Origin of the sequence: Nostoc sp., assembly GCF_036917195.1 — a bacterium.
In the GTDB taxonomy this organism is placed as follows: Bacteria; Cyanobacteriota; Cyanobacteriia; order Cyanobacteriales; family Nostocaceae; genus Nostoc.
In genome coordinates this window covers 1-22540 of the sequence record NZ_JBALDG010000031.1, presented here as the reverse complement: position 1 = coordinate 22540, position 22540 = coordinate 1, and the positions used below count along the sequence as shown (strand labels likewise).

The 22540-nt window shown below is 41.3% G+C and carries 22 protein-coding genes; 9 read left to right on the top strand and 13 right to left on the bottom strand.

Annotated features, from left to right (window positions below; translation table 11 throughout):
* Positions 1–33: 33 nt before the first annotated feature.
* Together V7K40_RS10780 and V7K40_RS10775 are read left to right on the top strand one after the other, a co-directional pair.
* Positions 34–3552, top strand: a complete 3519-nt coding sequence (locus V7K40_RS10780; protein ID WP_334959301.1) for an efflux RND transporter permease subunit — start codon at positions 34–36, stop codon at positions 3550–3552.
* Between the two features lie 93 nt (positions 3553–3645).
* Positions 3646–5007 carry an efflux RND transporter periplasmic adaptor subunit gene (locus V7K40_RS10775; protein WP_334959299.1) on the top strand — a complete coding sequence of 454 codons (1362 nt, stop codon included), beginning with the start codon at positions 3646–3648 and terminating at the stop codon, positions 5005–5007.
* 333 nt (positions 5008–5340) lie between these two features.
* Here the strand turns inward: V7K40_RS10775 and V7K40_RS10770 are convergent, their stop codons facing one another.
* The 4 genes from V7K40_RS10770 to V7K40_RS10755 form a co-directional block, all read right to left on the bottom strand.
* Positions 5341–6309: a glutathione S-transferase family protein gene (locus V7K40_RS10770; RefSeq protein ID WP_334959298.1), complete on the bottom strand. Its 969-nt coding sequence runs from the start codon at positions 6307–6309 to the stop codon at positions 5341–5343.
* A gap of 484 nt (positions 6310–6793) precedes the next feature.
* On the bottom strand, positions 6794–7084 hold the full coding sequence (gatC, locus tag V7K40_RS10765; protein WP_334959357.1) for an Asp-tRNA(Asn)/Glu-tRNA(Gln) amidotransferase subunit GatC: 291 nt from the start codon (positions 7082–7084) through the stop codon (positions 6794–6796).
* Positions 7085–7175: 91 nt separating this feature from the next.
* A complete protein-coding gene (locus V7K40_RS10760) occupies positions 7176–7697 on the bottom strand; it encodes a photosystem I assembly protein Ycf3 (protein WP_334866519.1) in 522 nt (173 codons plus the stop codon).
* A 160-nt stretch (positions 7698–7857) separates the two neighbouring features.
* Positions 7858–8559: an SOS response-associated peptidase gene (locus V7K40_RS10755; protein ID WP_334959297.1), complete on the bottom strand. Its 702-nt coding sequence runs from the start codon at positions 8557–8559 to the stop codon at positions 7858–7860.
* A 199-nt stretch (positions 8560–8758) separates the two neighbouring features.
* Between V7K40_RS10755 and V7K40_RS10750 the strand changes: the two genes are divergently transcribed.
* Positions 8759–9385: a glutathione S-transferase family protein gene (locus tag V7K40_RS10750; RefSeq protein ID WP_334959296.1), complete on the top strand. Its 627-nt coding sequence runs from the start codon at positions 8759–8761 to the stop codon at positions 9383–9385.
* A gap of 107 nt (positions 9386–9492) precedes the next feature.
* On the opposite strand, the gene V7K40_RS10745 is transcribed toward V7K40_RS10750, so the two are convergent.
* The 4 genes from V7K40_RS10745 to V7K40_RS10730 form a co-directional block, all read right to left on the bottom strand.
* Positions 9493–9720 carry a DUF167 domain-containing protein gene (locus V7K40_RS10745; protein WP_273764283.1) on the bottom strand — a complete coding sequence of 76 codons (228 nt, stop codon included), beginning with the start codon at positions 9718–9720 and terminating at the stop codon, positions 9493–9495.
* Positions 9704–10114 (bottom strand): DUF2809 domain-containing protein, encoded by a 411-nt coding sequence (locus tag V7K40_RS10740; protein ID WP_334959295.1) that lies wholly within the window; start codon positions 10112–10114, stop codon positions 9704–9706. The genes V7K40_RS10745 and V7K40_RS10740 overlap by 17 nt, the downstream gene beginning before the upstream one ends.
* Positions 10115–10334: 220 nt before the next feature.
* Entirely contained in the window at positions 10335–11291 is a 957-nt protein-coding gene (locus V7K40_RS10735) for an aldo/keto reductase (RefSeq protein WP_334959294.1), read from the bottom strand.
* A gap of 794 nt (positions 11292–12085) precedes the next feature.
* The gene (locus tag V7K40_RS10730; protein WP_334959293.1) at positions 12086–12376 is read right to left on the bottom strand and encodes a metalloregulator ArsR/SmtB family transcription factor; all 291 of its coding nucleotides are present in this window, start codon (positions 12374–12376) and stop codon (positions 12086–12088) included.
* A gap of 322 nt (positions 12377–12698) precedes the next feature.
* Between V7K40_RS10730 and V7K40_RS10725 the strand changes: the two genes are divergently transcribed.
* The gene (locus tag V7K40_RS10725; RefSeq protein WP_334959292.1) at positions 12699–13547 is read left to right on the top strand and encodes a CmcJ/NvfI family oxidoreductase; all 849 of its coding nucleotides are present in this window, start codon (positions 12699–12701) and stop codon (positions 13545–13547) included.
* Between the two features lie 255 nt (positions 13548–13802).
* On the opposite strand, the gene V7K40_RS10720 is transcribed toward V7K40_RS10725, so the two are convergent.
* The 3 genes from V7K40_RS10720 to V7K40_RS10710 form a co-directional block, all read right to left on the bottom strand.
* Positions 13803–14354, bottom strand: coding sequence for a DUF2231 domain-containing protein (locus V7K40_RS10720; protein ID WP_334959291.1), 552 nt, complete (start codon positions 14352–14354; stop codon positions 13803–13805).
* 34 nt (positions 14355–14388) lie between these two features.
* Positions 14389–15132 (bottom strand): DUF2993 domain-containing protein, encoded by a 744-nt coding sequence (locus V7K40_RS10715; RefSeq protein WP_334959290.1) that lies wholly within the window; start codon positions 15130–15132, stop codon positions 14389–14391.
* Positions 15133–15604: 472 nt separating this feature from the next.
* Complete coding sequence (locus V7K40_RS10710; protein WP_334959288.1) at positions 15605–16177, bottom strand: Uma2 family endonuclease; 573 nt, start codon at positions 16175–16177, stop codon at positions 15605–15607.
* Positions 16178–16345: 168 nt separating this feature from the next.
* Between V7K40_RS10710 and V7K40_RS10705 the strand changes: the two genes are divergently transcribed.
* From V7K40_RS10705 to V7K40_RS10690, 4 genes are all read left to right on the top strand, one after another.
* Positions 16346–16912, top strand: a complete 567-nt coding sequence (locus V7K40_RS10705) for an HD domain-containing protein (RefSeq protein WP_334959354.1) — start codon at positions 16346–16348, stop codon at positions 16910–16912.
* 160 nt (positions 16913–17072) lie between these two features.
* Complete coding sequence (locus V7K40_RS10700; protein ID WP_334959286.1) at positions 17073–17615, top strand: hypothetical protein; 543 nt, start codon at positions 17073–17075, stop codon at positions 17613–17615.
* A gap of 222 nt (positions 17616–17837) precedes the next feature.
* On the top strand, positions 17838–18674 hold the full coding sequence (locus V7K40_RS10695; RefSeq protein ID WP_334959284.1) for a protein-glutamate O-methyltransferase CheR: 837 nt from the start codon (positions 17838–17840) through the stop codon (positions 18672–18674).
* 521 nt (positions 18675–19195) lie between these two features.
* Complete coding sequence (locus V7K40_RS10690; protein ID WP_334959282.1) at positions 19196–19975, top strand: hypothetical protein; 780 nt, start codon at positions 19196–19198, stop codon at positions 19973–19975.
* 94 nt (positions 19976–20069) lie between these two features.
* On the opposite strand, the gene V7K40_RS10685 is transcribed toward V7K40_RS10690, so the two are convergent.
* Complete coding sequence (locus tag V7K40_RS10685) at positions 20070–20576, bottom strand: DUF1993 domain-containing protein (RefSeq protein WP_334959280.1); 507 nt, start codon at positions 20574–20576, stop codon at positions 20070–20072.
* 191 nt (positions 20577–20767) lie between these two features.
* Between V7K40_RS10685 and egtC the strand changes: the two genes are divergently transcribed.
* Complete coding sequence (gene egtC, locus V7K40_RS10680) at positions 20768–21577, top strand: ergothioneine biosynthesis protein EgtC (RefSeq protein WP_334959278.1); 810 nt, start codon at positions 20768–20770, stop codon at positions 21575–21577.
* A gap of 83 nt (positions 21578–21660) precedes the next feature.
* Here the strand turns inward: egtC and V7K40_RS10675 are convergent, their stop codons facing one another.
* Positions 21661–22263: a heme-copper oxidase subunit III gene (locus V7K40_RS10675; RefSeq protein ID WP_334959275.1), complete on the bottom strand. Its 603-nt coding sequence runs from the start codon at positions 22261–22263 to the stop codon at positions 21661–21663.
* Positions 22264–22540 lie beyond the last annotated feature (277 nt).

Here is a 22540-nt window from a genome sequence, read left to right as displayed (position 1 = left end):
ATAGAGCGCTAAACCTATCTAAAAGGAAATTGCATGTGGATCGTCAAAATTGCTTTACGTCTTCCATATACATTCGCGATCGCTGCCTTGATGATTGTGATCTTGGGTGTAGTAACAATATTTGGCACAGCGGTTGACATTTTTCCCGCAATCAACATTCCGGTTGTCAGTATAGTTTGGACTTATACTGGTACTACATCTGAGGAAATGGCACAGCGAATCGTGACAATTAGCGAACGCGCCATGACAACAACCGTTGGTGACATCGAACACATTGAGTCTCAATCTTTAAGTGGTGTTAGTGTCGTCAAGGTTTTCTTCCAACCGAGCGTCAATATAGCCTCAGCCGTCGCTCAAATCACCTCTGTCAGCCAAACAATTCTCCGTCCTTTGCCACCCGGAATCACGCCGCCATTCATCATTCAATACAACGCTTCTAGCGTGCCGATTATCCAGATGAGTGTCAGCAGCAAAAACTTGCCGGAACAAGCGCTCAACGACTATGCTACCAACTTTGTCCGCACCCAGTTAGCAACAGTACAAGGGGCGAGTGTACCTTTGCCCTATGGTGGTAAACCTCGGCAAATTATGGTTGATATCGATCCCCAAGCGATGTTGGCTAAAGGTGTTTCTGCCCAGGATGTGACTAATGCTGTCAGTGTTCAAAATCTAGTCTTGCCCGCAGGCAATATGAAGATAGGCGCTCGCGACTTCGCCGTACAAATCAATAATAGTCCAGATGTAGTGACAGCCCTCAACGACTTGCCGATTAAGCAAGTTAATGGTAACGTGACTTACATTCGCGATGTCGCCCAGGTACGAGATGGCTTTGCTGTGCAAGCGAACATAGTACGTGAGAATGGCAGACGTTCAAGCTTACTCAGTATCCTTAAGAGTGGCAATGCCTCGACTATTGATGTGATTGATCGGGTAAAAAAAGCTTTGCCTCGCATCCAATCCACCTTGCCCCCAGGACTGAATTTAGCATTTTTGTTTGATCAATCTATATTTGTTAAAGCTTCGATTCAAGGCGTTCTCAAAGAAGGATTGATTGCCGGGTGTCTCACCGCGCTGATGATTTTGATTTTCCTCGGAAGTTGGCGCAGTACTGTGATCGTAGCCGTATCGATTCCCCTCTCGATGCTGGTTTCGATTATTGTGATGAGTCGTTTGGGACAAACTTTCAATATTATGACTTTGGGTGGTTTGTCCTTAGCTGTCGGTATTCTCGTAGATGATGCCACAGTCGAAATTGAAAATATCCACCGAAATCTTGGACAAGGCAAACCAATCAAGCGAGCAATCTTGGATGGAGCGCAGCAAATCGCAACTCCAGCACTTGTAGCAACATTATGTATTTGTATTGTCTTTGTGCCGGTTGTGTTTTTGAGTGGAGTGGCAAAATACTTGTTTGTCCCGCTAGCGATGGCGGTAGTATTTGCCATGCTTGCTTCCTATGTGCTATCTCGGACTGTAGTACCGACGATGGCAAGTTATCTCCTACCGCATGAAGCGGACTTGCATAGAGAAAGTGAGGATCATAATGGTCATGGCGATCGCCATCATATAGATTCGCCAGTTCAAAACAATAATGGTCGCGACAACCACCATACTGATTCGCCAGTCCAAAACAATAATGGTCATGGCGATCGCCATCATATAGATTCGCCAGTCCAAAACAATAATGGTCGCGACAACCATCATACCCATTCACCAGTTGAAATCCATGATAGTCGCGGCAACCACCACACCCATTCGCCAGTCCAAAACAATAATGGTCACGACAACCACCATCAAAGGTCAGAAGCAACAACGAAAACTGCCGAACCTGTTAAGAAAGATTGGATATGGCGGCTACACGAAAAGTTTAACCGACAATTTGAGAAATTTCGCAGTTGGTACTACAATGTCCTCACCTCAGCATTAAATCACCGCCGCATAGTCTTTGTGCTGTTTGGTGCTTTTATAGTAAGTGCAGGAGTTTTGTTGCCGTTCGTCGGTCAAGACTTTTTCCCTGAAGTCGATGGTGGTCAGTTTAGCTTACATGTTCGAGCCTTACCTGGTACTCGTTTGGAAGAGACAGAAAGAATTGTCAGCCAAGTCGAAGGCGTTATCCGCCAGACTGTACCGAAAGAAAATCTCTCGAAGATTCTGGATAACATCGGCTTACCCAACAGTGGCATTAACCTTACCTATGGCTACAACGGTGCTACAATTGGACCGGCTGATGCTGATATTCTTGTGTCCCTTAAAGAATCTGGTTCAACTTTTTCTTATGTCAAGCAACTCCGCCAGAAATTGAAAGCGACATTTCCTAATTACACCTTCTTTTTTGAGCCGGCTGATATTGTTACTCAAATTTTGAATTTCGGTTTGCCTGCTGCTGTTGACGTGCAAGTATCTGGCCCTCTGCAAAACTCAAAGGCCAACTTTGAAATTGCCAAACAAATTGAAGCCCGGATGACGCTCATTCCTGGTGCTGTAGATGTACACATGCAGCAAGTTGTCGATGCGCCAGAGTTACGTCTTAATGTAGATCGCACTGAGGCTCAACAACTGGGTATGACTCAGCGTGATGTTGCCAATAGCGTTCTCACTTCTTTAAGTTCAAGCGGTCAAGCCGCAATCAATCAATGGCTCGATCCCAAAAAAGGTGTAAGTTACACCCTTGCTGTACAAGTTCCCCAGTACAAAATTGACTCTATTGACAGCCTGAAAAATACGCCAGTTAGTAACGGTCAAACTGCACCCCAACTTTTAGGAAATTTGGCTAGTGTCAAACGCGACACAGTGATGCAAGTTGTGAATCACTACAATATTCAACCAGTTTTCGATATCTACGCTAACTCCTACGATCGCGATCTAGGGGGAGTTGCCCGCGATGTGGATCGAATCATCGCTGATTATAAGAAAAAATTGCCTCACGGTAGTCAGATTAATGTCCGCGGGCAAGTGCAAACGATGAACTCATCGTTTTTGGGACTTGGTTTTGGACTTGTGTTTGCAATTGTGCTGGTTTACTGCTTAATGGTAGTGAACTTCCAATCTTGGCTTGATCCCCTGATTATTATGATGGCATTGCCGAGTGCTTTAGCTGGTATTGTCTGGATGCTGTTTGTCACCCGCACCACTTTTAGCGTTCCTTCATTAATGGGTGCAATTATGAGTATAGGTGTGGCGACATCAAACAGTATTCTAATGATCACTTTTGCTAATGACCAGCGTCAAGAAGGTCAAAATGCCTATAAAGCAGCGCAAGCGGCGGGTCACACGCGGTTGCGTCCTGTGTTGATGACTGCCTTAGCCATGCTCATTGGTATGGTGCCAATGTCTCTCGGTCTTGGTGAAGGTGGTGAGCAGAATGCGCCTTTGGGTCGCGCTGTAATTGGCGGCTTGTCAGCTGCAACAATTGCTACACTCATCTTTGTACCTGTTGTATACAGTATGTTACGGCGTAAACAACCTCGTCCTATTGATGAGAATGATGAGGATTTAAATTTCTCAGATCCACAGACCGCATACTCCTTGTCATCATCCCAAGGCAAGGAATAAGCAATTTCATTGTCCAAAATTGCTAAAGCCAATGATGGTAATGACTCTAGCTGCTGAATTTCTGCAAATTAGATAATATGGGACAGCTTACCTATGGATTCTCAGCCTCCATCTCCTGATTTAGAACAACAAACGACTTCTAGAAAACAAAGGCGCGGCATCGGTCGAATTGGTTGGACTGTAATTGGTGCTGTTTTTTTTGCTAGCCTACTAGCCATAGGTATTCTACCCAGGTTAAGCCAAAGGTCAGAATTAAAAGCAGCAGTCAAGGAAGCAAGCACTGTACCCTCAGTCAACGTTATTACTCCCCGTCGCGCTGCTGCTACTACCAATTTGGAACTACCTGGCAGTGTCGTAGCTCTTAACCAAACGACCATCTACGCTCGCAGTACTGGGTATTTGCGGCGGTGGTACGCAGATATTGGCGATCGCGTGCAAGCTGGTCAGTTGTTGGCAGAGATTGATTCACCAGACATAGATCAGCAAGTTTTGCAAGCGAAGGCAGAGTTAGCACAAGCACAAGCTAGCGTCCTTCAAAGTCGTGCTAGTTTAGCTAAAGGTGTTTCTGATTTGAAGCAAGCCCAGGCTAATCTATTGATCGCACGTCAGAGTTGGCAGCGCTGGAGTGTTCTTGTCAAGCAAGGTGCAGTGCCTCAACAAGATGCAGATACAAGGTATGCCACATATCAGGCGAATCTTGCCAACGTTGAGGCAGCAAAAAATACTGTCAATTCTGACTCTGCTAACGTCAAAGCAGCACAAGCTAACGCCTACGCCATTCGAGCAAACTTCCAGCGTAATATCGTATTGCAGTCTTACAAGAAAGTCACTGCTCCTTTCGCAGGAGTAATTACCGCACGTAATGTGAATACAGGTGTTTTGATTTCAGCAGGTAGTGGCAACAGCAATACTAGTAGTAACACCAATACCAGCAACACCAACACTAGCAATACCAGCCTTTATACCATTGCTGCTTATGACAAGCTAAATGTGAATGTGAATGTTCCACAGAGTTTATCACCGTCACTTCAGACTGGTCAAACAGCACAAATTACAGTCACAGAGTTACCACAACGAGCGTTTACGGGTAAAGTAGTGCGCACTAGCAACGCTATAGATCCAAATACTCGCACTTTGCTGACACAATTAGAAGTGGACAATTACAACGCGACGCTGCGACCTGGGATGTATGCCACTGTTAAATTTGCCATTAACCGTACTAATACTCCCTTTGTTGTGCCAGATAGTGCCTTAGTCGTTAACGCCGGAGGTACGCAGGTAGCAACTCTAACCAAAGACCAAACAGTGCATTATCAAAAAGTTGTCGTTGGGCGAGATTATGGTACTGAAGTAGAAATTACATCCGGTCTGACAGGAAATGAATCGCTGATTGCCACTCCTACGGTTGATGAGACAGAGGGTTTGCGCGTGCAGCCAGTTGCACAAAAAAAGTAGACTCAATGTTGTCAATTTACAGCGCTTTTCATCTAAGTGGGGTACATTAACCTACCCTCCCCCATACCTTGGGGAAGGGAGGGGTGTACTCCATTAACTTTTAATTTGCTGCTTGCCAAAGGCATCGCTTCTTCAATTGCCCCTCTGTCCCCTGACTTCTTGTACTAAAAGCTAAAAGTAGTACAAACTACACCTGCAACCGCTGTATCATTGGCGCTAATTTCTTCAGGGTTGAGAAGAAAAATATATACCAATAGAGTTAGAGCTGTCAATACTAAAAATGAAACGATGACACGACAAGCGAACAAAATAGTTAAAGGTCAGCAGTGTTAATCAAGCAAATATTTTATCCCGGTTATGGGGTGCATCAAAATCAATCAGCGGGCCTTTTGGCACAATGCGGGTTGGGTTAACCTGGGGATGGCTCTTATAATAATGTCGTTTGATGTGATCAAGGTTGCAAGTCTCTTTGACTCCCGGCAGTTGGTAAAGTTCTTTGAGATAATTCCACAGATTCGGATAATCTACAATCCTGCGTAAGTTGCATTTGAAATGCACATAATAAACTACATCGAAACGAAACAGAGTAGTGAACATACACCAGTCCGCCTCAGTAATTTCGTTTCCGCAAAGATAGCGTTGATTTCCCAATATTTTTTCCCAGTAGTCGAGAGCCGTGAATAATTCCGTTACCGCTTCATCATAAGCCGATTGAGTGGTAGCAAATCCCGCCCGGTAGACACCGTTATTTATTGGTTGATAAATTATATCAATCGTCTCGTCAATTACTTTTTGTAAATGTTCTGGATAAAAGTTAATATTTAGTTTAGCGAAAGCATTGAATTCTGTATCAAACATGCGGATGATTTCACGGGATTCATTATTGACAATTATCCGATTTTGAATATCCCATAAAACTGGAACTGTCACCCGGCCGCTATAGTTAGGGTCAGCCTTCAGATAAAGTTGCCAAAGATATTGAGTACCGTTGACTGTATCAGGAATGCACCCTGGTTCATCACCAAATTCCCAGCTATTTTGATTAATTTCTGCTGCAACAACCGATAACCCAATGACATCTTGCAGTCCTTTCAATTGGCGGATAATGGCGGTGCGACACGCCCAAGGGCAAGCCCAAGAAATATACAGATGATAGCGTCCCGCTTCAGCTTTCAAACCACTAGAACCATCAGATGTAATGTGGTTACGGAAAGTTGTTGATGGACGGATAAATTTACCTTCTGAGTCTTCTTGATCTCTTTGAGATACCCACTGACCATTCTTAAGAATTCCCAAACCCATAATTATCTCCTTAGTACAGTTTTGCGTAAAGGCGTAATGTTTTAAACGCAGAGGGACGCAAAGTAAACGCAAAGTGACACAGAGTTTTGCCTAATTTATTTCGCTACAAATTAATGCAATGTTGTACTTAGTTATTAATCAAGAGTAAAGAATTTAAAACTCTGGACTTTTGACTTTTGACCGAATTTTAGATTTGAAATTTTGGAAAATGGAATTTTTGGCGGAGCCTCTCGTAGAGAAGATTCTTGCGTTCCATTATTCAATGCATGTTTGAGAACAAGCGAATTAGAACGCGAGAATAATTATATTATCCAAAATCCAAAATTAATTGACTTTTAAAGTGACTTAATTGCTGGGGTCAATCTAAAATCTAAAATCGTTCGACTGAGCGACTTACCTTGAGCGTACCCCTGCGGGGAAGCTACGCGCAGCGTCTCCAAGAGTTGCCGAAAGGAGCCGAAGTCCAAAATCCAAAATTGCTTGACTATTGAGCGTTGAGGATTTTTGGCACTTTGAAAAATTCGCCTTCTTGTTCAGGCGCACTGTTGAGAATACTTTCCCGATCTGGATAGGGTTGCAATTCATCCTCTCGTGTAATGTTGCTGACATCAATTGCCCGTGTTGTTGGGGGCACATTACTAACATCAAGTTCATTCAACTGTTCAATATAATCCAAAATATTTCCTAACTGGGTAGTGAATTGTTTCTCTTCTTCTGGAGTCAATTCTAAACGAGCAAGATTAGCTACTTTATGAACTTGTTCTTGGTCAATCATATTTTTATAGTTAGGAGTTAGGAGAGACGCGATTAATCGCGTCTGTACAGGAGTTAGGAATGAATGATTCATAATTCCTAACTCATTACTTTTAGAAGAATACGTCCATTTGCGATCGCTTAGTGGTTTTCAGCCAGTTTTGGGCTTCGATGTAGTTATTGGGAGCCATGCGAATAGCTCGAATCCAATAGTCTGCTGCTTGGTCAAACAGTGCTTCGCCAGCCTCGTTATCTCCAGCTTCTTTCTCCCTTTCACCTTGGTAGTGATAAATCACGGCGATGTTATTCAAGGCTTGGGGCATACGTGGGTTTAACTCAATTGCCTGGTGATACAGTTCTAAAGCTTTTTTGTGGTCGCCGTTGCTGGCATAGATTAGCCCCATATTGTAAAGAATATAGCCGCGATCGTTGGTATCTTCCTCTAGTGTTAGAGCTTCTTCATAGTATTCTAATGCTTCAGCATATTCCCCTTCTGCTTGGGCTGACATACCATCTCGATAATAAACAAACGCTTCTTTAGCTTTTTTGTTGGTTGGCAGGATTTTCAGGATGATATCCGCCATTACTGTAAAGGATTTGTCAACAAAATTATCGTTTTTTTGTGTTCTTGGCATATTTGTCTCTGGGGATTGGGGATAAGGGGTAATGGGGATTGGGGAACTCGGGGTCCCCTCTGCGGATAAGGGGTAATGGGCATGGGGCAATAATCAATAGTTTTTCTTCCCGTGCTTCCTTTGCTCCCTCATTTCCCCAATCCCTTAATACACTCAATAGCTAATTTAACTGATTTGCGGTGGCATTCTTCTTACTGAGTGGGATGATGCACTCTTGACTATTATGGCGAGAGTTGTTTACCAAGGTGCTAACTTGATATGCAGTCATTGCTGGCGCTGAATAGGGACGCAATAACTGCTGTAGGGTATGGGGCGTTTGCACCTGCAAATCTAGCCATAAATCGTAATCTTGTGGCTCTAGAATCACTGGCATCCGTTCGTGGATAGGTTGGAGTAATTCGTTAGCTGCCGTTGTCAAAATTGTACAAGAAATTATTTCCTCGTTAGCAGGCGATCGCCATTTCTCCCACAAACCTGCAAAGCCGAAGGGTTGCCCATCTTGAAGGCGAAAATAAAACGGCTGTTTTTTGCCTTGCTGCCGTTGCCACTCATAAAAGCCATCAGCTAGCACTAAACAGCGTCTGTGCTTAAAAGCCGAACGAAAAGCGGGTTTTTCGGCAACAGTTTCTGCCCTAGCGTTAATCAGCTTTGCCCCCATTCCTGCATCTTTCGCCCATGACGGAATTAAGCCCCAATGCAACTGCTTAAATTCACGCTTTTCGCTTTCGGGATTTTGTAACACTGTTGCCACCATTTGCGTAGGTGCAATGTTATATTCGGCTGCTAAATCGGGAACTGACTCGACATGGAAAACTTGAGATAATCCTGCTGCTGACTGGTTTAGAGTAAATCTTCCACACATACTTTTATTCTCGATCCCTAACTAAATTAAACATCTCAATCTAGAAATAAATAATATTTTTTTTTATTTTTTCGGATAATTTTATGTAGTACGCTCAGATGCTAAATATAAAAAAATTATCCGGTTTTTGGAAAATCTTTTGGTAAGATATTGTATTTTGAACCTTTGATTATCAACATATTACTAGCTATATTTTAACATGGAACTACTGCGTCTGTACGATTTTTTACCATCTGGTAATGGTTATAAGATACGTCTTTTATTGACACAACTAGGTATGCCTTTTGAGAGAATAGAGCTTAACATCTTGAAAGGCGAGACTCAAACACGAGAATTTTTAAGTAAAAATCCTAACGGTAAGATACCTCTTCTGGAAATTGAGCCAGGGAAATATTTGGCAGAATCAAATGCCATATTGGTGTATTTGAGTGAAGGTACAGAGTTTTTACCATATGACCGCTTTCTACGAGCGCAGGTGCTGCAATGGCTATGTTTTGAACAATATAGCCATGAGCCTTTTATTGCTAGATCAAGATTTTGGATTTCTATTTTAGGTAAAACTGAAGAATATAGTGAAGCTATTAAGCAAAAACGTGAACCGGGTTATACAGCACTTAGCCTGATGGATAAACACTTAACTTCTCACATTTTTTTTGTAGGAGAGTGTTACACGATCGCTGATATTGCCTTGTTCGCTTACACTCATGTAGCTGATGAAGGTGGGTTTGATTTGACACAATTTCCTGCTATTCAAGCTTGGATAGAAAGAGTCAAAGCTCAACCAAGGTATATCAGTATTACACAGCAGAAAAATTTGGTTTTGTGAGCTTCTGTCTCTAGGTTATTAGGTTTAGTAGAGGATGTACTGGGTGGGATATAGCCTCACATTCATCAGAAGAAAGAGTCTTCAAAAAAGGTGTTACTAAGCATCAACTAGACATCTGTATCAATTTCTATCAGCTTTTGCCGAGAGGACAAACCTAACTTAATTCTGATATGAGATTTAGGTACATCAAATTTATCTGCTAGTAGTTTAATTAACTCTTCATTAGCCTTACCATCAACTGGGGGCGATTTTAAATATACAGTCAGACTGCCATCAGGTTGTTCTTCAATCTTTTGCTGTTTTGAATTAGGTTTAACCTTAACTTTTTTTTGCATAACCTATTTTCTGTAATTGTTGCAGCCACAACCAACCTAAAACACAACCCAATACATAATGAGGAAAATCCCACCAAACAAAGGTAGTACCAAGTAACAATTTACCTATCAAGGTGGCGCGAATCTCTTCTAATAGTGGCGGATGCCAAAGTTGCAAGAATTCTAATATACAGGTGATGACAAAAACCCATATAGGAATTTGGATAACTGCCGCCCGACTTCTGAAAAACCAAAATGCAAATAGACACCAAAATATTTCGTAAAATACAGCGGCTCCATAGTCGTTAAACCAGTGATGGGCAGGCCCGTTATAATATTTAAACAAAAAGCCCATCGGTACAACGATGAGCACAGAAAGAATAATAAATATTGTTTGGTTACGGTGTCGAAGCATTTTCTACAGACTAGAGACTAAGCAAAATTTTAGCAGCCCGAACAACTGGAAGTCGCGGCTACACAAACTTAGCCATACCCCTACTTAAAAGCCAGCTACACGTAGCGTCTTGTAGGGAAGGCTAGTCCGCCCACGCGGACTTATCTTCTCTTTCACACGTCAACTCATTGTGGGGGCGCTTGTTGGTGCTATCTGGCTTGTTGGTTGAATGTTTATTGAACTACTTGTTCCAGGAACTGGCTTGATTTAGAAGATGAATAGCATCTGGCTCAAGTTTAATATCTACAGATTTGATGATATCTTGAAGCTGCTCAACTTTTGTAGCACTAACAATAGGAGCGGTAATAGTGGGACGTGCAATTAGCCAGGCCAAAGCAACTTGGGTGAGAGTCACATTATAAATCTTGGCGACTTCATCTAGTGCTTCTAAAATTGCTAAACCACGAGCATTCAAATATTTCTTGACAGAATTACCACGGGCACTAATAGACAGGTCTTTTTCTGAGCGATATTTACCAGAGAGAAAGCCACTGCATAGAGAGGAATAGCTAATCACACCAATTTCCTGTTCTTGGGAGATTTGTTGTAGTTCCTGCTCATACTCGGCTCGGTCATACAAGTTATAACGAGGCTGAAGGCTTTCATAGCGAGGATAACTATGCTGCTGGCTGATTTGCAATGCCTGTGCCAAACGCTCTGCACTATAGTTTGAAGCACCAATGTAGTGCACTTTTCCTTGATGAATTAATTCCCCATAAGTTTCTAGGGTTTCTGCAAGGGGAGTACTTTCATCATCGATATGTGATTGATACAAATCAATATAATCGGTTTGTAACCTTTGCAATGAGTCTTCAACAGCTTGTTGGATGTGTTTAGGAGAAAGCCCTTTGCCTTTAATACCCATATCATTGCCAACTTTAGTGCCGATCACCACTTGGTCACGGTTGCCTCGCTGCTTGAGCCACTTCCCTAAGATGATCTCCGACTCTCCACCCTGATTGCCTGTAGCCCATTTGGAATAGACATCAGCAGTGTCAATAAAATTACCTCCAGCCTTGATGAAGTAATCTAAAATCTTAAATGAAGTATCTTCATCAATAGTCCACCCAAACACGTTGCCGCCAAAACATAGTCGTGATACTTCTAGCCCGGAACGTCCAAGTTTAAGTCTTTCCATCAACACTGCACTCCTTTATCCTTATTTAACGGCGAATCAATTCGCCCGTGCCTTACCCCCATACATAAATATAGTTGCTCTTTACGGCACGGAGGTCTCTGTGAAAAGTTACAAACTTCTTAACACACCTTGTTTTTTGGTTCTGACTGTGTAATACTTTGGTTTAAGTTTAAAAAATACTGTATCTCTATTGATTTACCGTATTTATCAAAATATGAATATATATTATTTCTCCTTTAGATGCAATACGTGATAAAAGCTTATATCTGTTTGGCCTTGTAAATAATTAATATTACTCAGGAATGTTAAATGCAAGAACGAGGCTTATTAAAGCAGCTACAAAAGATATAAAAATGATGAAATTCAAGCGATTTAAGCATATAAAGGCTGTAAAATACGGTCTTGAGCCAAGAGCCTTTTTGAAATATGGATAATTTATGCATGAATAGAGATGCTAAATCAGCAGCCTAAATCAATTGATGAATTAATTTTACCGACGCTTAAAGGCGTTGAAGGAGATTGAATTCATGGAGAAATTAGAACTATTAATTATAGCAAGAAGTGTTCAAATTATCTATAAATAAGGTAGGCATCGGTTTCCGGCTGTAGAAGATGTTAGCTTCGCTGTGAACCCAAAAAAAGTTTGTAATTATTGGGTCATCGGGTTGTGAAAAGAGTAGCCTGCTAAAAGCGATCGCTGGTTTTCAGCCCATCAAACGTATGTTAATAGCAATACACTCAATTGTCCTTGATCACAACCAAAGTTAAGAGCCAGTATTGGTATACTATACTATTCATCTAATAAGACTATTTAAACTCTCTAAAGTACTATTGAGAACAGCACGATCAATTGAGTAGTATCTTGTTTGCCCTTTTTTGTAATTCTTCGCCAAACCTGCTTCCGTCAAAACTTTCAAGTGGTGACAAGAAAGAGATAAGCTAATACCTAACTGCTCGGCAATTTCTGAACAGCTGATTTCGTCAGTATTCAACAGTAAATCTACTAGGCGCAGGCGTGTTGCATCTGAAAGAGCTGTGAAGATTTTAGCGCGGTTTTCGTAATTTATTTTCTCAATCATCCCCATATCATAGCAGAATCTGGAATTTTACTAAAATAGTCAAATGATTATTTGACTATTCTGCAAAAATTCTGTTATGCTAATTACTGTAATGGTTAAATAAGTATTTAACTATAATTATCTAGTACTGAAGATTCCTGACAAGATACGACGTTAACAAACATCAACAGCTACTTTGAGTCCTACTCTTACAACATAGCTGAGGCGTGTTGTAATTTTGCTGACGCCGTTAGATGTAATTGCGATCAATTGCCAGATATTGAGCGTGAATTGCACTTCAACTCCACGGGATCTTATCTGTCTGAACTTCTGAACAAGGATGTAAGCAATGAGCACAGGCAATCGTTTTTTCTCTGACCTAAAACAAGTTGAGGCAGAACTGACCTACCTCACCCCTATGGCAGAAAAGCTTGTCAACTATGCCTATGAACCCCCAGTAGGGGTTCCCCGCTCTAACGGAAAGTACGAGACACACAAAGTGCCAATCCATAATGCACGGGCAATTTCAGATAAAGTATCCTTAGAGCGCCAAGGCTTCGACTTTGCTACACATGAAAGTAAAGTCAGTGATTTCTATGATGAAGATGAGATCCGCAGCGTCTATTATCCTGAAGCCAAGCAATTATTGAAAGATGTGACAGGTGCAACTGAAGTATTAATATTCGATCACACTCTTCGTAACGCTCAACTTTCGCAGTCGGGCGAGAACGAAATCAGGGAACCCGTCAAGCGCGTGCATAATGACTTTACAGCTAAATCTGGCTATACTCGCGCACGCAAGGTATTGACAGAGCAGGGAATAGATAACATTGATCAAGTGCTGCAAAAAAGGTTTGCACTGATTAATATTTGGCGACCTATTGCACCAGTTGAGGAGTCACCATTGGCAGTGTGCGACGCTCTTTCTATCGCACCTACAGACCTTGTAGCTAGTGATCTCTTCTACCCCAATTACGCTGGCGAAACTTACGCAATAACCTATAACCCATCACATCAATGGTTTTATTTCCCGCAAATGCAACAAGACGAAGCGCTATTTATTAAGTGCTTTGACTCCGCAGAAGAAGGACGGGCCAGGTTTGCCGCCCATACTGGATTTGATGACCCCACTAGCCCACCAGATGCTCCACCTCGTCAGAGCATTGAGTTAAGGACGATAGTTTTCTACCCCGAATAGATTCATCAGAAGTGGTTCAAGGTGAAGCATTCAGCTCAGAAGCACTAACCGTCTTAAAGCAAAAAACCCAGAAGTTGGAAACACAATCAGTGCTTTCATAATTTACAAACTACTAAACTGGGCTGCTTGTATCTGACGCAGCCCAGCATAAAACTAGAGCAGATAACTACTTAAGTAAATCTAATTACCATTAGAGTAGGGGACTTGCAAATAAAAAGAATATCCCATCGCTCAAACACAAGGAAGAATTTACACTCAAGGATATCTTCTGCTACCAGCACCCACAACACCGATTTTGTGACGATAGGAAAGTTCAGCACCGAACCAGCCGGAAATACTAACCAGCGTACCGACAATGAGGGAGAGAACCAATCCCCAAGGTAGTATTCGGGATTCAGCGTCGCCCAAACGCAGGAGAAAGTTAACTAGACTTAAAACTAGTAGAGAAACGTTAAGTATTAAATGTGCCCAACCTGCGCTGCGCTTGCGAACTCGTTCAATTCTAAAAAAGTCGCTGAGACCGATCGCTGATGCAAGGACGCCTCCAGCTAATCCGAGTCCGATTAACCATAGTGAAGCTTTAGCCCAGAAGAAATCACCAGTTAACCAGTAGCCGATGTCGCTTCCCAAGGCTGCGGCTAAAAAGGCGATGGGAAAGGTCACACTCAGGGGATGTAGGGGATGTCCTGCGATCGCAACTGTACTGGGTACCCCGCTATCACGATACTCACTATCGTTACTTTCAATAACTGGTGGAATATTTGGGAAAGGTGTTGAACTTGTTTGCGTTGTTTCTGTAGTTTCCATTATTTATTTGTATCCTGAATTTATTAGCGTCCTATTATTGACCAGAAGGAATTTGTTCAACATAAGCTTCAGCTTGTAGAGTTAGTTTACCTACTTCTACTTTTAGTTGTTTAACTTGCAAGCTCATTCCTTCTAAATCAAAGTTACTCAAATTTAAAAGTTCGCTAGTTTGGTCTACTAAAGCTTTTGTCAACTCTGGCGATATTTCCTCACTTTCGCCATATTCGACATTTTCCAGAGAAACAGTTTTTCCATTAGCGCTAATCTGGGGAACTGCGGAAAAAGCAACTTGCTGATTTTCACCTGTTTCTACTATTTTGATAGTGGCATTTAGTGCTACTTTCCCATCACCGAGTAGTCGAAAATCTACATGTTGAGGCTCAATAGTCGTCAGTTGCCCGTTAATATGGATTTTTTGAGTTTGCAGTTGCGATCGCACATATTCTGAGTTGAAGGCGCGATTAATATCAACCTCGGTTAACACAACTTGTACCTTAGCCTCAGTAGGTTTAGTGAGTTCAATTTTGCCAAAAGCCACACTCAGAGGATTAATGGCAACACTAGTCATTTGCATTTCAAAGTCCTCCATGCGGAGGTCTTTCTGCATTACCAAACCTTCACCTTCAATCGTGACTGCATCCACCTCTCCTTGAACTAGTTTCAGCGGATCTGTTTGGATGTTTACATCTAAATTTTCTACTTCATCTAATTGGCTAGATAATCCTATTTCTGCTGCTTTATTTAGCGCTTGCTCTCCTAATCCAGGATTGTCTGCCATGATTAAATTAGCTCCTGCTTTAAATAATATTTCTTGCATTTACTTTAAAATAATTAACATCAAATTTTTATCTATCTGACGATGGAATCTAGATTTTAATGCTGTCTATCTAAAAGGATAATTATATTATTTATAATCAAAACTTTTGCTTTTCTATCCAGAGTTTTTAAGGCGTAGATGCAGAACGTTTGATTATCCGATATCACTCAAAAGAAAGATTGAATATATAGAACTTAGTAGTTATATTGTTTATCTATGAACTTTTGCTAATATCTATTTAATAAAAAGTTTTTGCAATAGATAAAATAAAATTTTTGTTTGGCGCGGCACATCATTATATCAGATGGGTATAAAGTAGGTAAGTAGCCAGCACTTCTCTACAAGACGCTGCACGTAGCTTGCTTCCCCGTAAGGGTACGGCATGGTTCGACTGCGCTCACCAGCCGCTCAGTGACCACCGCAGGCATCGCTTTTACAATAATTTTTTCAAAGGCAACATAAACCCAGGCACAACATCTTCACCGCTTAATATTGCTGTAGCCGGATATTGAGTAATTGAACCATCCTGGTAATAAATTAAAGCTTGTTGATTTTTTCTATCAATTAACCATCCTAATTGAACACCATTAGCAATATATTCTTCGATCTTGGCTTTGAGTTTTGCCAAGCTATCATTTTTAGAACGAATTTCAATTACAAAATCGGGTGCTAAATTAATAAATTTGTCTTCTTCATCCCAACCTTCTGGTAAACGTCCTTTAGCCACAAAAGCAGCATCAGGTGCTCTGACAGCAGTATTTGCTAATCTAAAACCTGTACTCGACCCAAAAACTTCACCTAAATCCTGACTTTCTACCCAATTCAATAAATAGGCTCCGGCTTTTATTTCTCGATTACCAGAAATTCCACCAGTTGGGGGCATAGTTTCTAATGTTCCATTAGCATTACGTTCAAACCGCAGTTCTGGGTTTTGCGAACTCATCAGCATTAATTCTTCATCAGTGACAGTATACAAAGACTGCACCGTTATTTTTTCGCTGGTCATGATGATTTCATAGCAAGCTTGATAGATATCTCAATTTTAGGCTGAGATTCAATTATTTCTGTACCCCTCTCCTGCTCTGGATTCTCTGTGTCTGGAGCGGTTTGTTATAAAATTGACATTAGCAGCAGTGCAATATCTGATTATAAGCTGTTTTATTCTTTCAAAACAATGCTCTCAGAACGTTTTACCGCAGCCCTCACCTACGCTACCCAACTGCACGCTAACCAAGTTCGTAAAGGTTCAGGTGTTCCCTACATTGCCCATTTATTAGGTGTCACCAGTATTGCTTTAGAATACGGAGCAAATGAAGATGAAGCGATCGCAGCCCTCTTACACGATGCGATCGAAGACCAAGGTGGGGCCGCAACACGTGAAGAAATTCGCCGCCGCTTTGGTGACAATGTAACAGCAATTGTAGATGCTTGTACTGACGCTGATACAACTCCAAAACCCCCTTGGCGACAGCGTAAGGAGGCATACATTGCTCATATTCCTACCGCTTCTCCATCAGTACTGCTCGTGTCCTTAGCAGATAAACTTTACAACGCCCAGTCTATTCTCAAAGATTATCGCATTTTAGGTGAATCAGTTTGGGAACGTTTTCAGGGGCGTAAAGAAGGAACTCTTTGGTATTATCGGGCGCTTGTGGATACCTTCAGGAAGACTGGAACCACTATAATTATTGAGGAATTAGAACGCGTCGTTGCACAAATTGAGGTATTAGCATCTAAATAAAAAATTTATTTATCCCAAGGTCAGTGTAAATAGTTTACAGACATAATATAGTCATGTCTCTCACGAACAAATTTTCGCTTTTAGGTTCTTTCTCTAGATAAAAAATCTTTCTCTCAGTAGATAGGTGTACTTAGATTATTATGGCTGCTATGTTACCAATATGACGATAATAAGACAAAACGCTCTAAATACATCCCTAAATTCTTCAGTAAGTCCTCCAGAAACATTGGCAGAAAAGGAAAAGTATCTTGAAGCAGAGCGGATGCACGATGTTCAGCTTTTACTGCAAAACTTGATCAACAGTGAAGAAGCCACTGTGAAACTAATCCTGGATTGTCTGTATGACGTTGGTTCAGTCAATTTGATCAATCAAAAGCTTCACTTGAAGCCTCTAAACAGGGTGATGAAATTAATTGCCCGAATGTCCAAACCAGTTTTTAGAACCTTGGCTCTAAATTGGTTTAAGAAAAACTGTCCCCAACTGATTACTAATTGGCTACACACGCAAGTTACTTTTGAAAAGACCCAAAATAGACCTCAAAAAGTAGCTGTTGAAGTTGCAGAACTTCAACCATATCCCATACCACATACAGAAAATATGAGCCAAGAGATTAAAAATCTGCGCCAGCAAGTCCGATGGCTAGCTGGGATTTCAATAATAGCGATCGCTGTTTTAGGAGTAACAGCCGCTAGGTTAAACTGAAACTCATAGCTAGCACTGGGAGCAAATTTAATAGATCCAGCAAGCTATTTTCAGTGTAAAATTCACTTCGGTTATAAAAACCCTACCAGCCCAGAATGTGAATAATTTTTGCTCCATGAGGTTTTTTGGGAAACAGTTGTTTTGCTAACTTCAAGCAACTTAACTCGTTGTATTACCAGTATATTTAAAATAGCTGGTTCAGCATATAGGCTAATTCGTACTATGGCTTTGCCCAAACCTACCTTGGAGGACATCGAAATACATCTGCTTTTGGAAGGGATGTATCAGTATTACGGTTATGACTTCCGCAATTATGCTCTTTCCTCACTCAAGCGCCGCATTCACAGTTTCATGGAATTAGAAGGGTTACCTAATATTTCTGCCTTGCAAGAGCGATTACTCCACAACCGTGCTTATTTGGAACGGTTTTTGCTTGGTCTGACGGTGAATGTAACATCAATGTTTCGTGATCCCAGCTTTTATAACACCTTCAGAAATCAAGTTATCCCCTTCTTGCAAACCTATCCGTTTATTCGGATCTGGCACGCTGGATGCTCTACTGGTGAAGAAGTCTACTCAATGGCAATTTTACTGCAAGAAGAAGGACTTTATCACCGTTGTCGCATATATGCCACTGATACTAATGAGAAGGTATTACAAAGTGCCAAAAGTGGTATTTTTTCCTTAAAACTGATGCAGGAATATACCCAGCTTTACCTGAAAGCAGGCGGCAAGAAGTCATTCTCAGAATATTATACAGCAGCTTATGATAACGCTATTTTTCGAGCATCCTTAAGAGAAAATATTGTTTTTGCCCAGCATAATTTAGCAACTGACAGTTCTTTTAATGAGTTTAATGTCATCCTTTGTCGTAACGTTCTCATCTATTTCAATCAGGTACTTCAAAAGCGGGTACACGAACTGTTTTATAATAGCCTCTGCACCTTTGGCATCTTGGGTTTAGGAAAACAAGAATCCATTAGGTTTACCTCTTATGAACAGCACTATGAAGAGATAGTCAAAGGGGATAAACTATATAAGAAAATAGCTGGTGCTTAAAATCCAGGCTGTTTAAACCATTAGATGAAAGTGATTTTACGTGAGTTCGACAAACATCTCCCTGCCTTGAACTTTAGTTCAAGTCTGTTTCTCTGGGAGTCGGAGAGGGACAGGTTTTGTGTAGTAAAACCTCTTAGAGGATGTTTGAAAAGTATTATTACTAATATCAAAAACTCCCAAGCCTAACCCCCATTCCTTAGAAGGGAAGGGAGGTTTCAATGCCTCTCGGCTTTTTGGGGAGAGGAATGGAAGCGGGGTTTTAAACGAGTTGGTGCTTAAGTTGACACCGATGCTTCTAATCATGCAATACTTTTAAAACATCTTCTCACTAAAAGTGCATTCAAATTAGCACTAAGTATTTTCCAGAAAAAATATTATGAATAAAGTTGCGACGCGGAATAGCCCCTAGTAGACATCGCTGTCAAAAGACAGTCTGTCAAACATTTTTAATTGTGTTCAGAAGATAGACTTAGTGATCGCTTAAGGTAAATTACACATTAGAGTTTTAAAGGAGATTGTCGATGCAACTTCTCGAATGTCCTCCTGTTGCAATCATTGCTGGAGAAAATGCGGTTCACGTTTCTCAACTACCTTCTACATGGCAAGACATTGCTAGAGGAACCACGAGTGTCGGACTTTCCCATCCCCAAAGCTATGTTGAGATGGCGCAGTTGTTCCTATACAAATTAGAGCATGGTGATGTTGACTTATTTAGCGATCGCCCCCAACTGGCTCACTTGATACCCTCATTTTCCCAGCTATTTGCACAACTAGCATGGGAAACCCTTGACTTTTTTGGGCAAGACTTTCTCAAACACAGCTATCCAAATTTTGCAGAAATTCTCCGTGATCTGGAATCAAAGGGGACAAAGTATGATAATGAAGTAAAAGTGGCTCGCATTGGTATAGATTTATTCAACGAGTTTGGTTATGAACTACCTGCCAGCTTCTATCATGTGCATCTAGCACCAATTTACCGCGATCATGTTTTTGAAGAACGCGCCTTAAGATTTGATCAGCGCGATATCGAACACAAGCGTGCTTGGGATGCCATACTCCATGCAGGTAAGGTGTTTGCTATCCAGATGAAGGTGCAAAGTATAGCTTCCAAATACGGTTTTACTTATCAACACGGCTGCGGTTGCAACTCTCATCTATCTTCCATTAATGTATCTCGTGGGGCGTTTGAATATGAATTGAGTCCCGAAAAGCGTCAGCGATGGATTCGCAGTTTCATCTGGACTGCTTGGTATGAGTACGCCTTCTTTGCTATCGTACCAAATACGAGTTATTTAGTTTGAAAAAGAAGTACACTGCATTGGGAAAATAGATAAAGCGAGTTCAATCAGCATTTAGGCAAATTAAGAAAGTAATTTGCCTAAATGCTTTTTCATTTTAAGGTTGACCAAGAAAGTCTTGTTTACCAAGTTCTACACCGCAGTGCCTGAGAATGTCATATGCTGTTGTGACATGGAAATAAAGGTTTGGTAAAACAAAATATAATAGAAATGACATTCCTTGAAAATCAAGAGTGTTGTCACCTATTTTAAGGCTAATTGTTCTCTCCTCTGAACCGTCAATTTGCTCAGGTTTAAATGTATTTAAATGAGAGATAGTTTGATGAATGCGGTCAATAAGTTGAGGGAATGTAGTTTCATTGTCCTCAAACTGGGGTGGTTCTATCCCTGCTAGTCGTGCAGCACCTCTATTTACTATGTCAGAGGCAATTTGTACTTGTTTTGATAATGGAAACATATCTGGGGATAGACGACTATTGACCAACACAGAAGGATTTATTTTTTTAGTTTCAGCGTATGTAGCACCTTTTTCCAGAATACTTACAAGGTTATTCAGTGTGCGAATAGACACGGGTATTGAAGCTTGGTACATTGAAATGGTCATTGACATTTCTCCAGAAAAAGTTTAATGAAAGGTACAAACAAAATCATGACTAAAGTCATAGTTCAAGCATACACAAAATAAAAAATAGTTGTTAACTTAGTAATACTTTGCAGTCATTTTATAGTTAAAAGGTTCGATTGATATCGGGGCTTGTAACTTAATTTCCTTACTCTTTCAGCAAGTCATTTTTTATGTGTAGATTAATAGGCTACCTTGGTAATCCCATCCGATTAGATGAGTTGCTGTATAAACCGGAGCATTCGCTTTACAAACAAAGTTACAGTCCTTTGGAATTAAAATCAGGAGTAGTTTGTGCAGACGGGGTGGGTGTAGGCTGGTACGACGAAGTGGGTAAACCCTTCATTTACCGAAACACGATCCCACTTTGGAACGATCCGAATCTCGAAGAGTTAAGCAACTATGTAGAATCTACTTGTACTGTAGGCTATGCGCGATTAGCTGGGATAGGTGAATCGCTCGACATTAGCAACTGTCAGCCATTTCGCAGTGGGAAACTGTTGTTTGTGCATAATGGTGAAATCTCAGACTTTCAACAGACTCTCTATAGACCAATACGTCAGAGCCTTTCTGATTCCACATACCGTTTGATTAAAGGCATGACTGACTCAGAACACATCTTCGCCCTGTTAGTCCAAATGTGGCAGTCGTATCCAGACAGCACTCTGTTTGATGCCTTACGTATGACACTTCAAAAATTGACTGAGTTGGCATCAGAACATGACACCAGCTTTAGTGCCAATATAATTGTCAGTGATGGTCAAGCAGTTGTAGCAGTTCGCTATGCTTACCGCACACAAGCCCCTACTCTTTATTGGTCAAGTGATTCTCTCAAGCACCCAAACCAAGTTATTGTTGCCTCTGAGCCTTTAACCAACCAAAATTGGACTGCTTTTGCTGAGCAAAGTATACTATTTGTTCAACCCTACTCATTCCAGCCAACAATTAGTCTGTTGGAGAAATTTGCTCCCATTGGGGTTTAGAATCACACATGCACACAGATCAATCTGTGTGCATGTGTGATTCTAAATATCTTTAGACCGTATTCTCACCAAAAGTCTAATGTTTACTGCCAAACATAGATAAGGACAAACAAAATAATCCAGATAACATCGACGAAGTGCCAAAACAACGAAGTTGCATTAACGCCGTAGTGACCTGTGTCGTAGTTGCCAGGGATGAAAGAACGTACCAAAATTATCAACTGCAACAGAATACCTGTGAAAACGTGCAAACCGTGGAAACCTGTTAGTAGATAGAATGTTCCACCGAATGTCCCGGAGGTGAAGCCAAACTCCAGGTGGCTCCATTCGATCGCTTGTCCAGCCAAAAAGTAAGTTCCCATCGCCATTGTTGCCAAGAGAAACAGGCGAAATTTCACTAAGTCATGGCGTTGAAGGGCGCGTTCCGCTAAGTAAATCACAAAGCTACTGGCAACAAGAATTACTGTGTTGATTGTCGGATCTTTTACTTCTAGTCCAGAAACACCAGCTGGTAGCCAGTTAGGAGTTGTTGTTTTGTAGATGATATATCCTGCGAAAAAACTCAGGAAAATGACGCTTTCAGACAGTAGGAACACAATGAAGCCAAACATCTTGTTGCCTTCTTCGTCGTGGCTATGTTCTGCGCTTGTCTGGTGCAACTCATTTGAATTGATATAACTGTCCATTGGTGAAATTCTCCTTTATCTTGCAAACTGCAACGTGTAATTGCCTCATTTCCTCGTTCCTAGTCTCTGGCTCTTAATGCACACAGGAGGGCTACCGCCTTTCTTACTCGCGGCAGTAGCCCAATGAAGAGCATTTCCAGGTACTACTTAGAAACGATATCTAAAATGGGTTTTGGTTCTCCAATAAAAGTTAGTCTGGGCTTGTCAATGTTGAGTGAGTGTTTTCGCGTAGGTTAGCAGTCAACGGTTCAGATTTGCCGTAGCCGTAGGGTTCAGA

Bases quoted from the DNA above. Each gene is read 5' to 3' on its own strand.
- V7K40_RS10730 (WP_334959293.1), bottom strand. From the start codon at position 12,376: ATGGGGATGATTGAGAAAATAAATTACGAAAACCGCGCTAAAATCTTC.
- V7K40_RS10700 (WP_334959286.1), top strand. From the start codon at position 17,073: ATGACGATAATAAGACAAAACGCTCTAAATACATCCCTAAATTCTTCA.
- V7K40_RS10755 (WP_334959297.1), bottom strand. From the start codon at position 8,559: ATGTGTGGAAGATTTACTCTAAACCAGTCAGCAGCAGGATTATCTCAA.
- V7K40_RS10770 (WP_334959298.1), bottom strand. From the start codon at position 6,309: ATGGGTTTGGGAATTCTTAAGAATGGTCAGTGGGTATCTCAAAGAGAT.
- V7K40_RS10735 (WP_334959294.1), bottom strand. From the start codon at position 11,291: ATGGAAAGACTTAAACTTGGACGTTCCGGGCTAGAAGTATCACGACTA.
- V7K40_RS10705 (WP_334959354.1), top strand. From the start codon at position 16,346: ATGCTCTCAGAACGTTTTACCGCAGCCCTCACCTACGCTACCCAACTG.
- gatC (WP_334959357.1), bottom strand. From the start codon at position 7,084: ATGATTGACCAAGAACAAGTTCATAAAGTAGCTAATCTTGCTCGTTTA.
- V7K40_RS10740 (WP_334959295.1), bottom strand. From the start codon at position 10,114: ATGCTTCGACACCGTAACCAAACAATATTTATTATTCTTTCTGTGCTC.
- V7K40_RS10710 (WP_334959288.1), bottom strand. From the start codon at position 16,177: ATGACCAGCGAAAAAATAACGGTGCAGTCTTTGTATACTGTCACTGAT.
- V7K40_RS10675 (WP_334959275.1), bottom strand. From the start codon at position 22,263: ATGGACAGTTATATCAATTCAAATGAGTTGCACCAGACAAGCGCAGAA.
- V7K40_RS10695 (WP_334959284.1), top strand. From the start codon at position 17,838: ATGGCTTTGCCCAAACCTACCTTGGAGGACATCGAAATACATCTGCTT.
- egtC (WP_334959278.1), top strand. From the start codon at position 20,768: ATGTGTAGATTAATAGGCTACCTTGGTAATCCCATCCGATTAGATGAG.
- V7K40_RS10720 (WP_334959291.1), bottom strand. From the start codon at position 14,354: ATGGAAACTACAGAAACAACGCAAACAAGTTCAACACCTTTCCCAAAT.
- V7K40_RS10780 (WP_334959301.1), top strand. From the start codon at position 34: ATGTGGATCGTCAAAATTGCTTTACGTCTTCCATATACATTCGCGATC.
- V7K40_RS10745 (WP_273764283.1), bottom strand. From the start codon at position 9,720: ATGCAAAAAAAAGTTAAGGTTAAACCTAATTCAAAACAGCAAAAGATT.
- V7K40_RS10775 (WP_334959299.1), top strand. From the start codon at position 3,646: ATGGATTCTCAGCCTCCATCTCCTGATTTAGAACAACAAACGACTTCT.
- V7K40_RS10725 (WP_334959292.1), top strand. From the start codon at position 12,699: ATGAGCACAGGCAATCGTTTTTTCTCTGACCTAAAACAAGTTGAGGCA.
- V7K40_RS10715 (WP_334959290.1), bottom strand. From the start codon at position 15,132: ATGGCAGACAATCCTGGATTAGGAGAGCAAGCGCTAAATAAAGCAGCA.
- V7K40_RS10685 (WP_334959280.1), bottom strand. From the start codon at position 20,576: ATGACCATTTCAATGTACCAAGCTTCAATACCCGTGTCTATTCGCACA.
- V7K40_RS10690 (WP_334959282.1), top strand. From the start codon at position 19,196: ATGCAACTTCTCGAATGTCCTCCTGTTGCAATCATTGCTGGAGAAAAT.
- V7K40_RS10760 (WP_334866519.1), bottom strand. From the start codon at position 7,697: ATGCCAAGAACACAAAAAAACGATAATTTTGTTGACAAATCCTTTACA.
- V7K40_RS10750 (WP_334959296.1), top strand. From the start codon at position 8,759: ATGGAACTACTGCGTCTGTACGATTTTTTACCATCTGGTAATGGTTAT.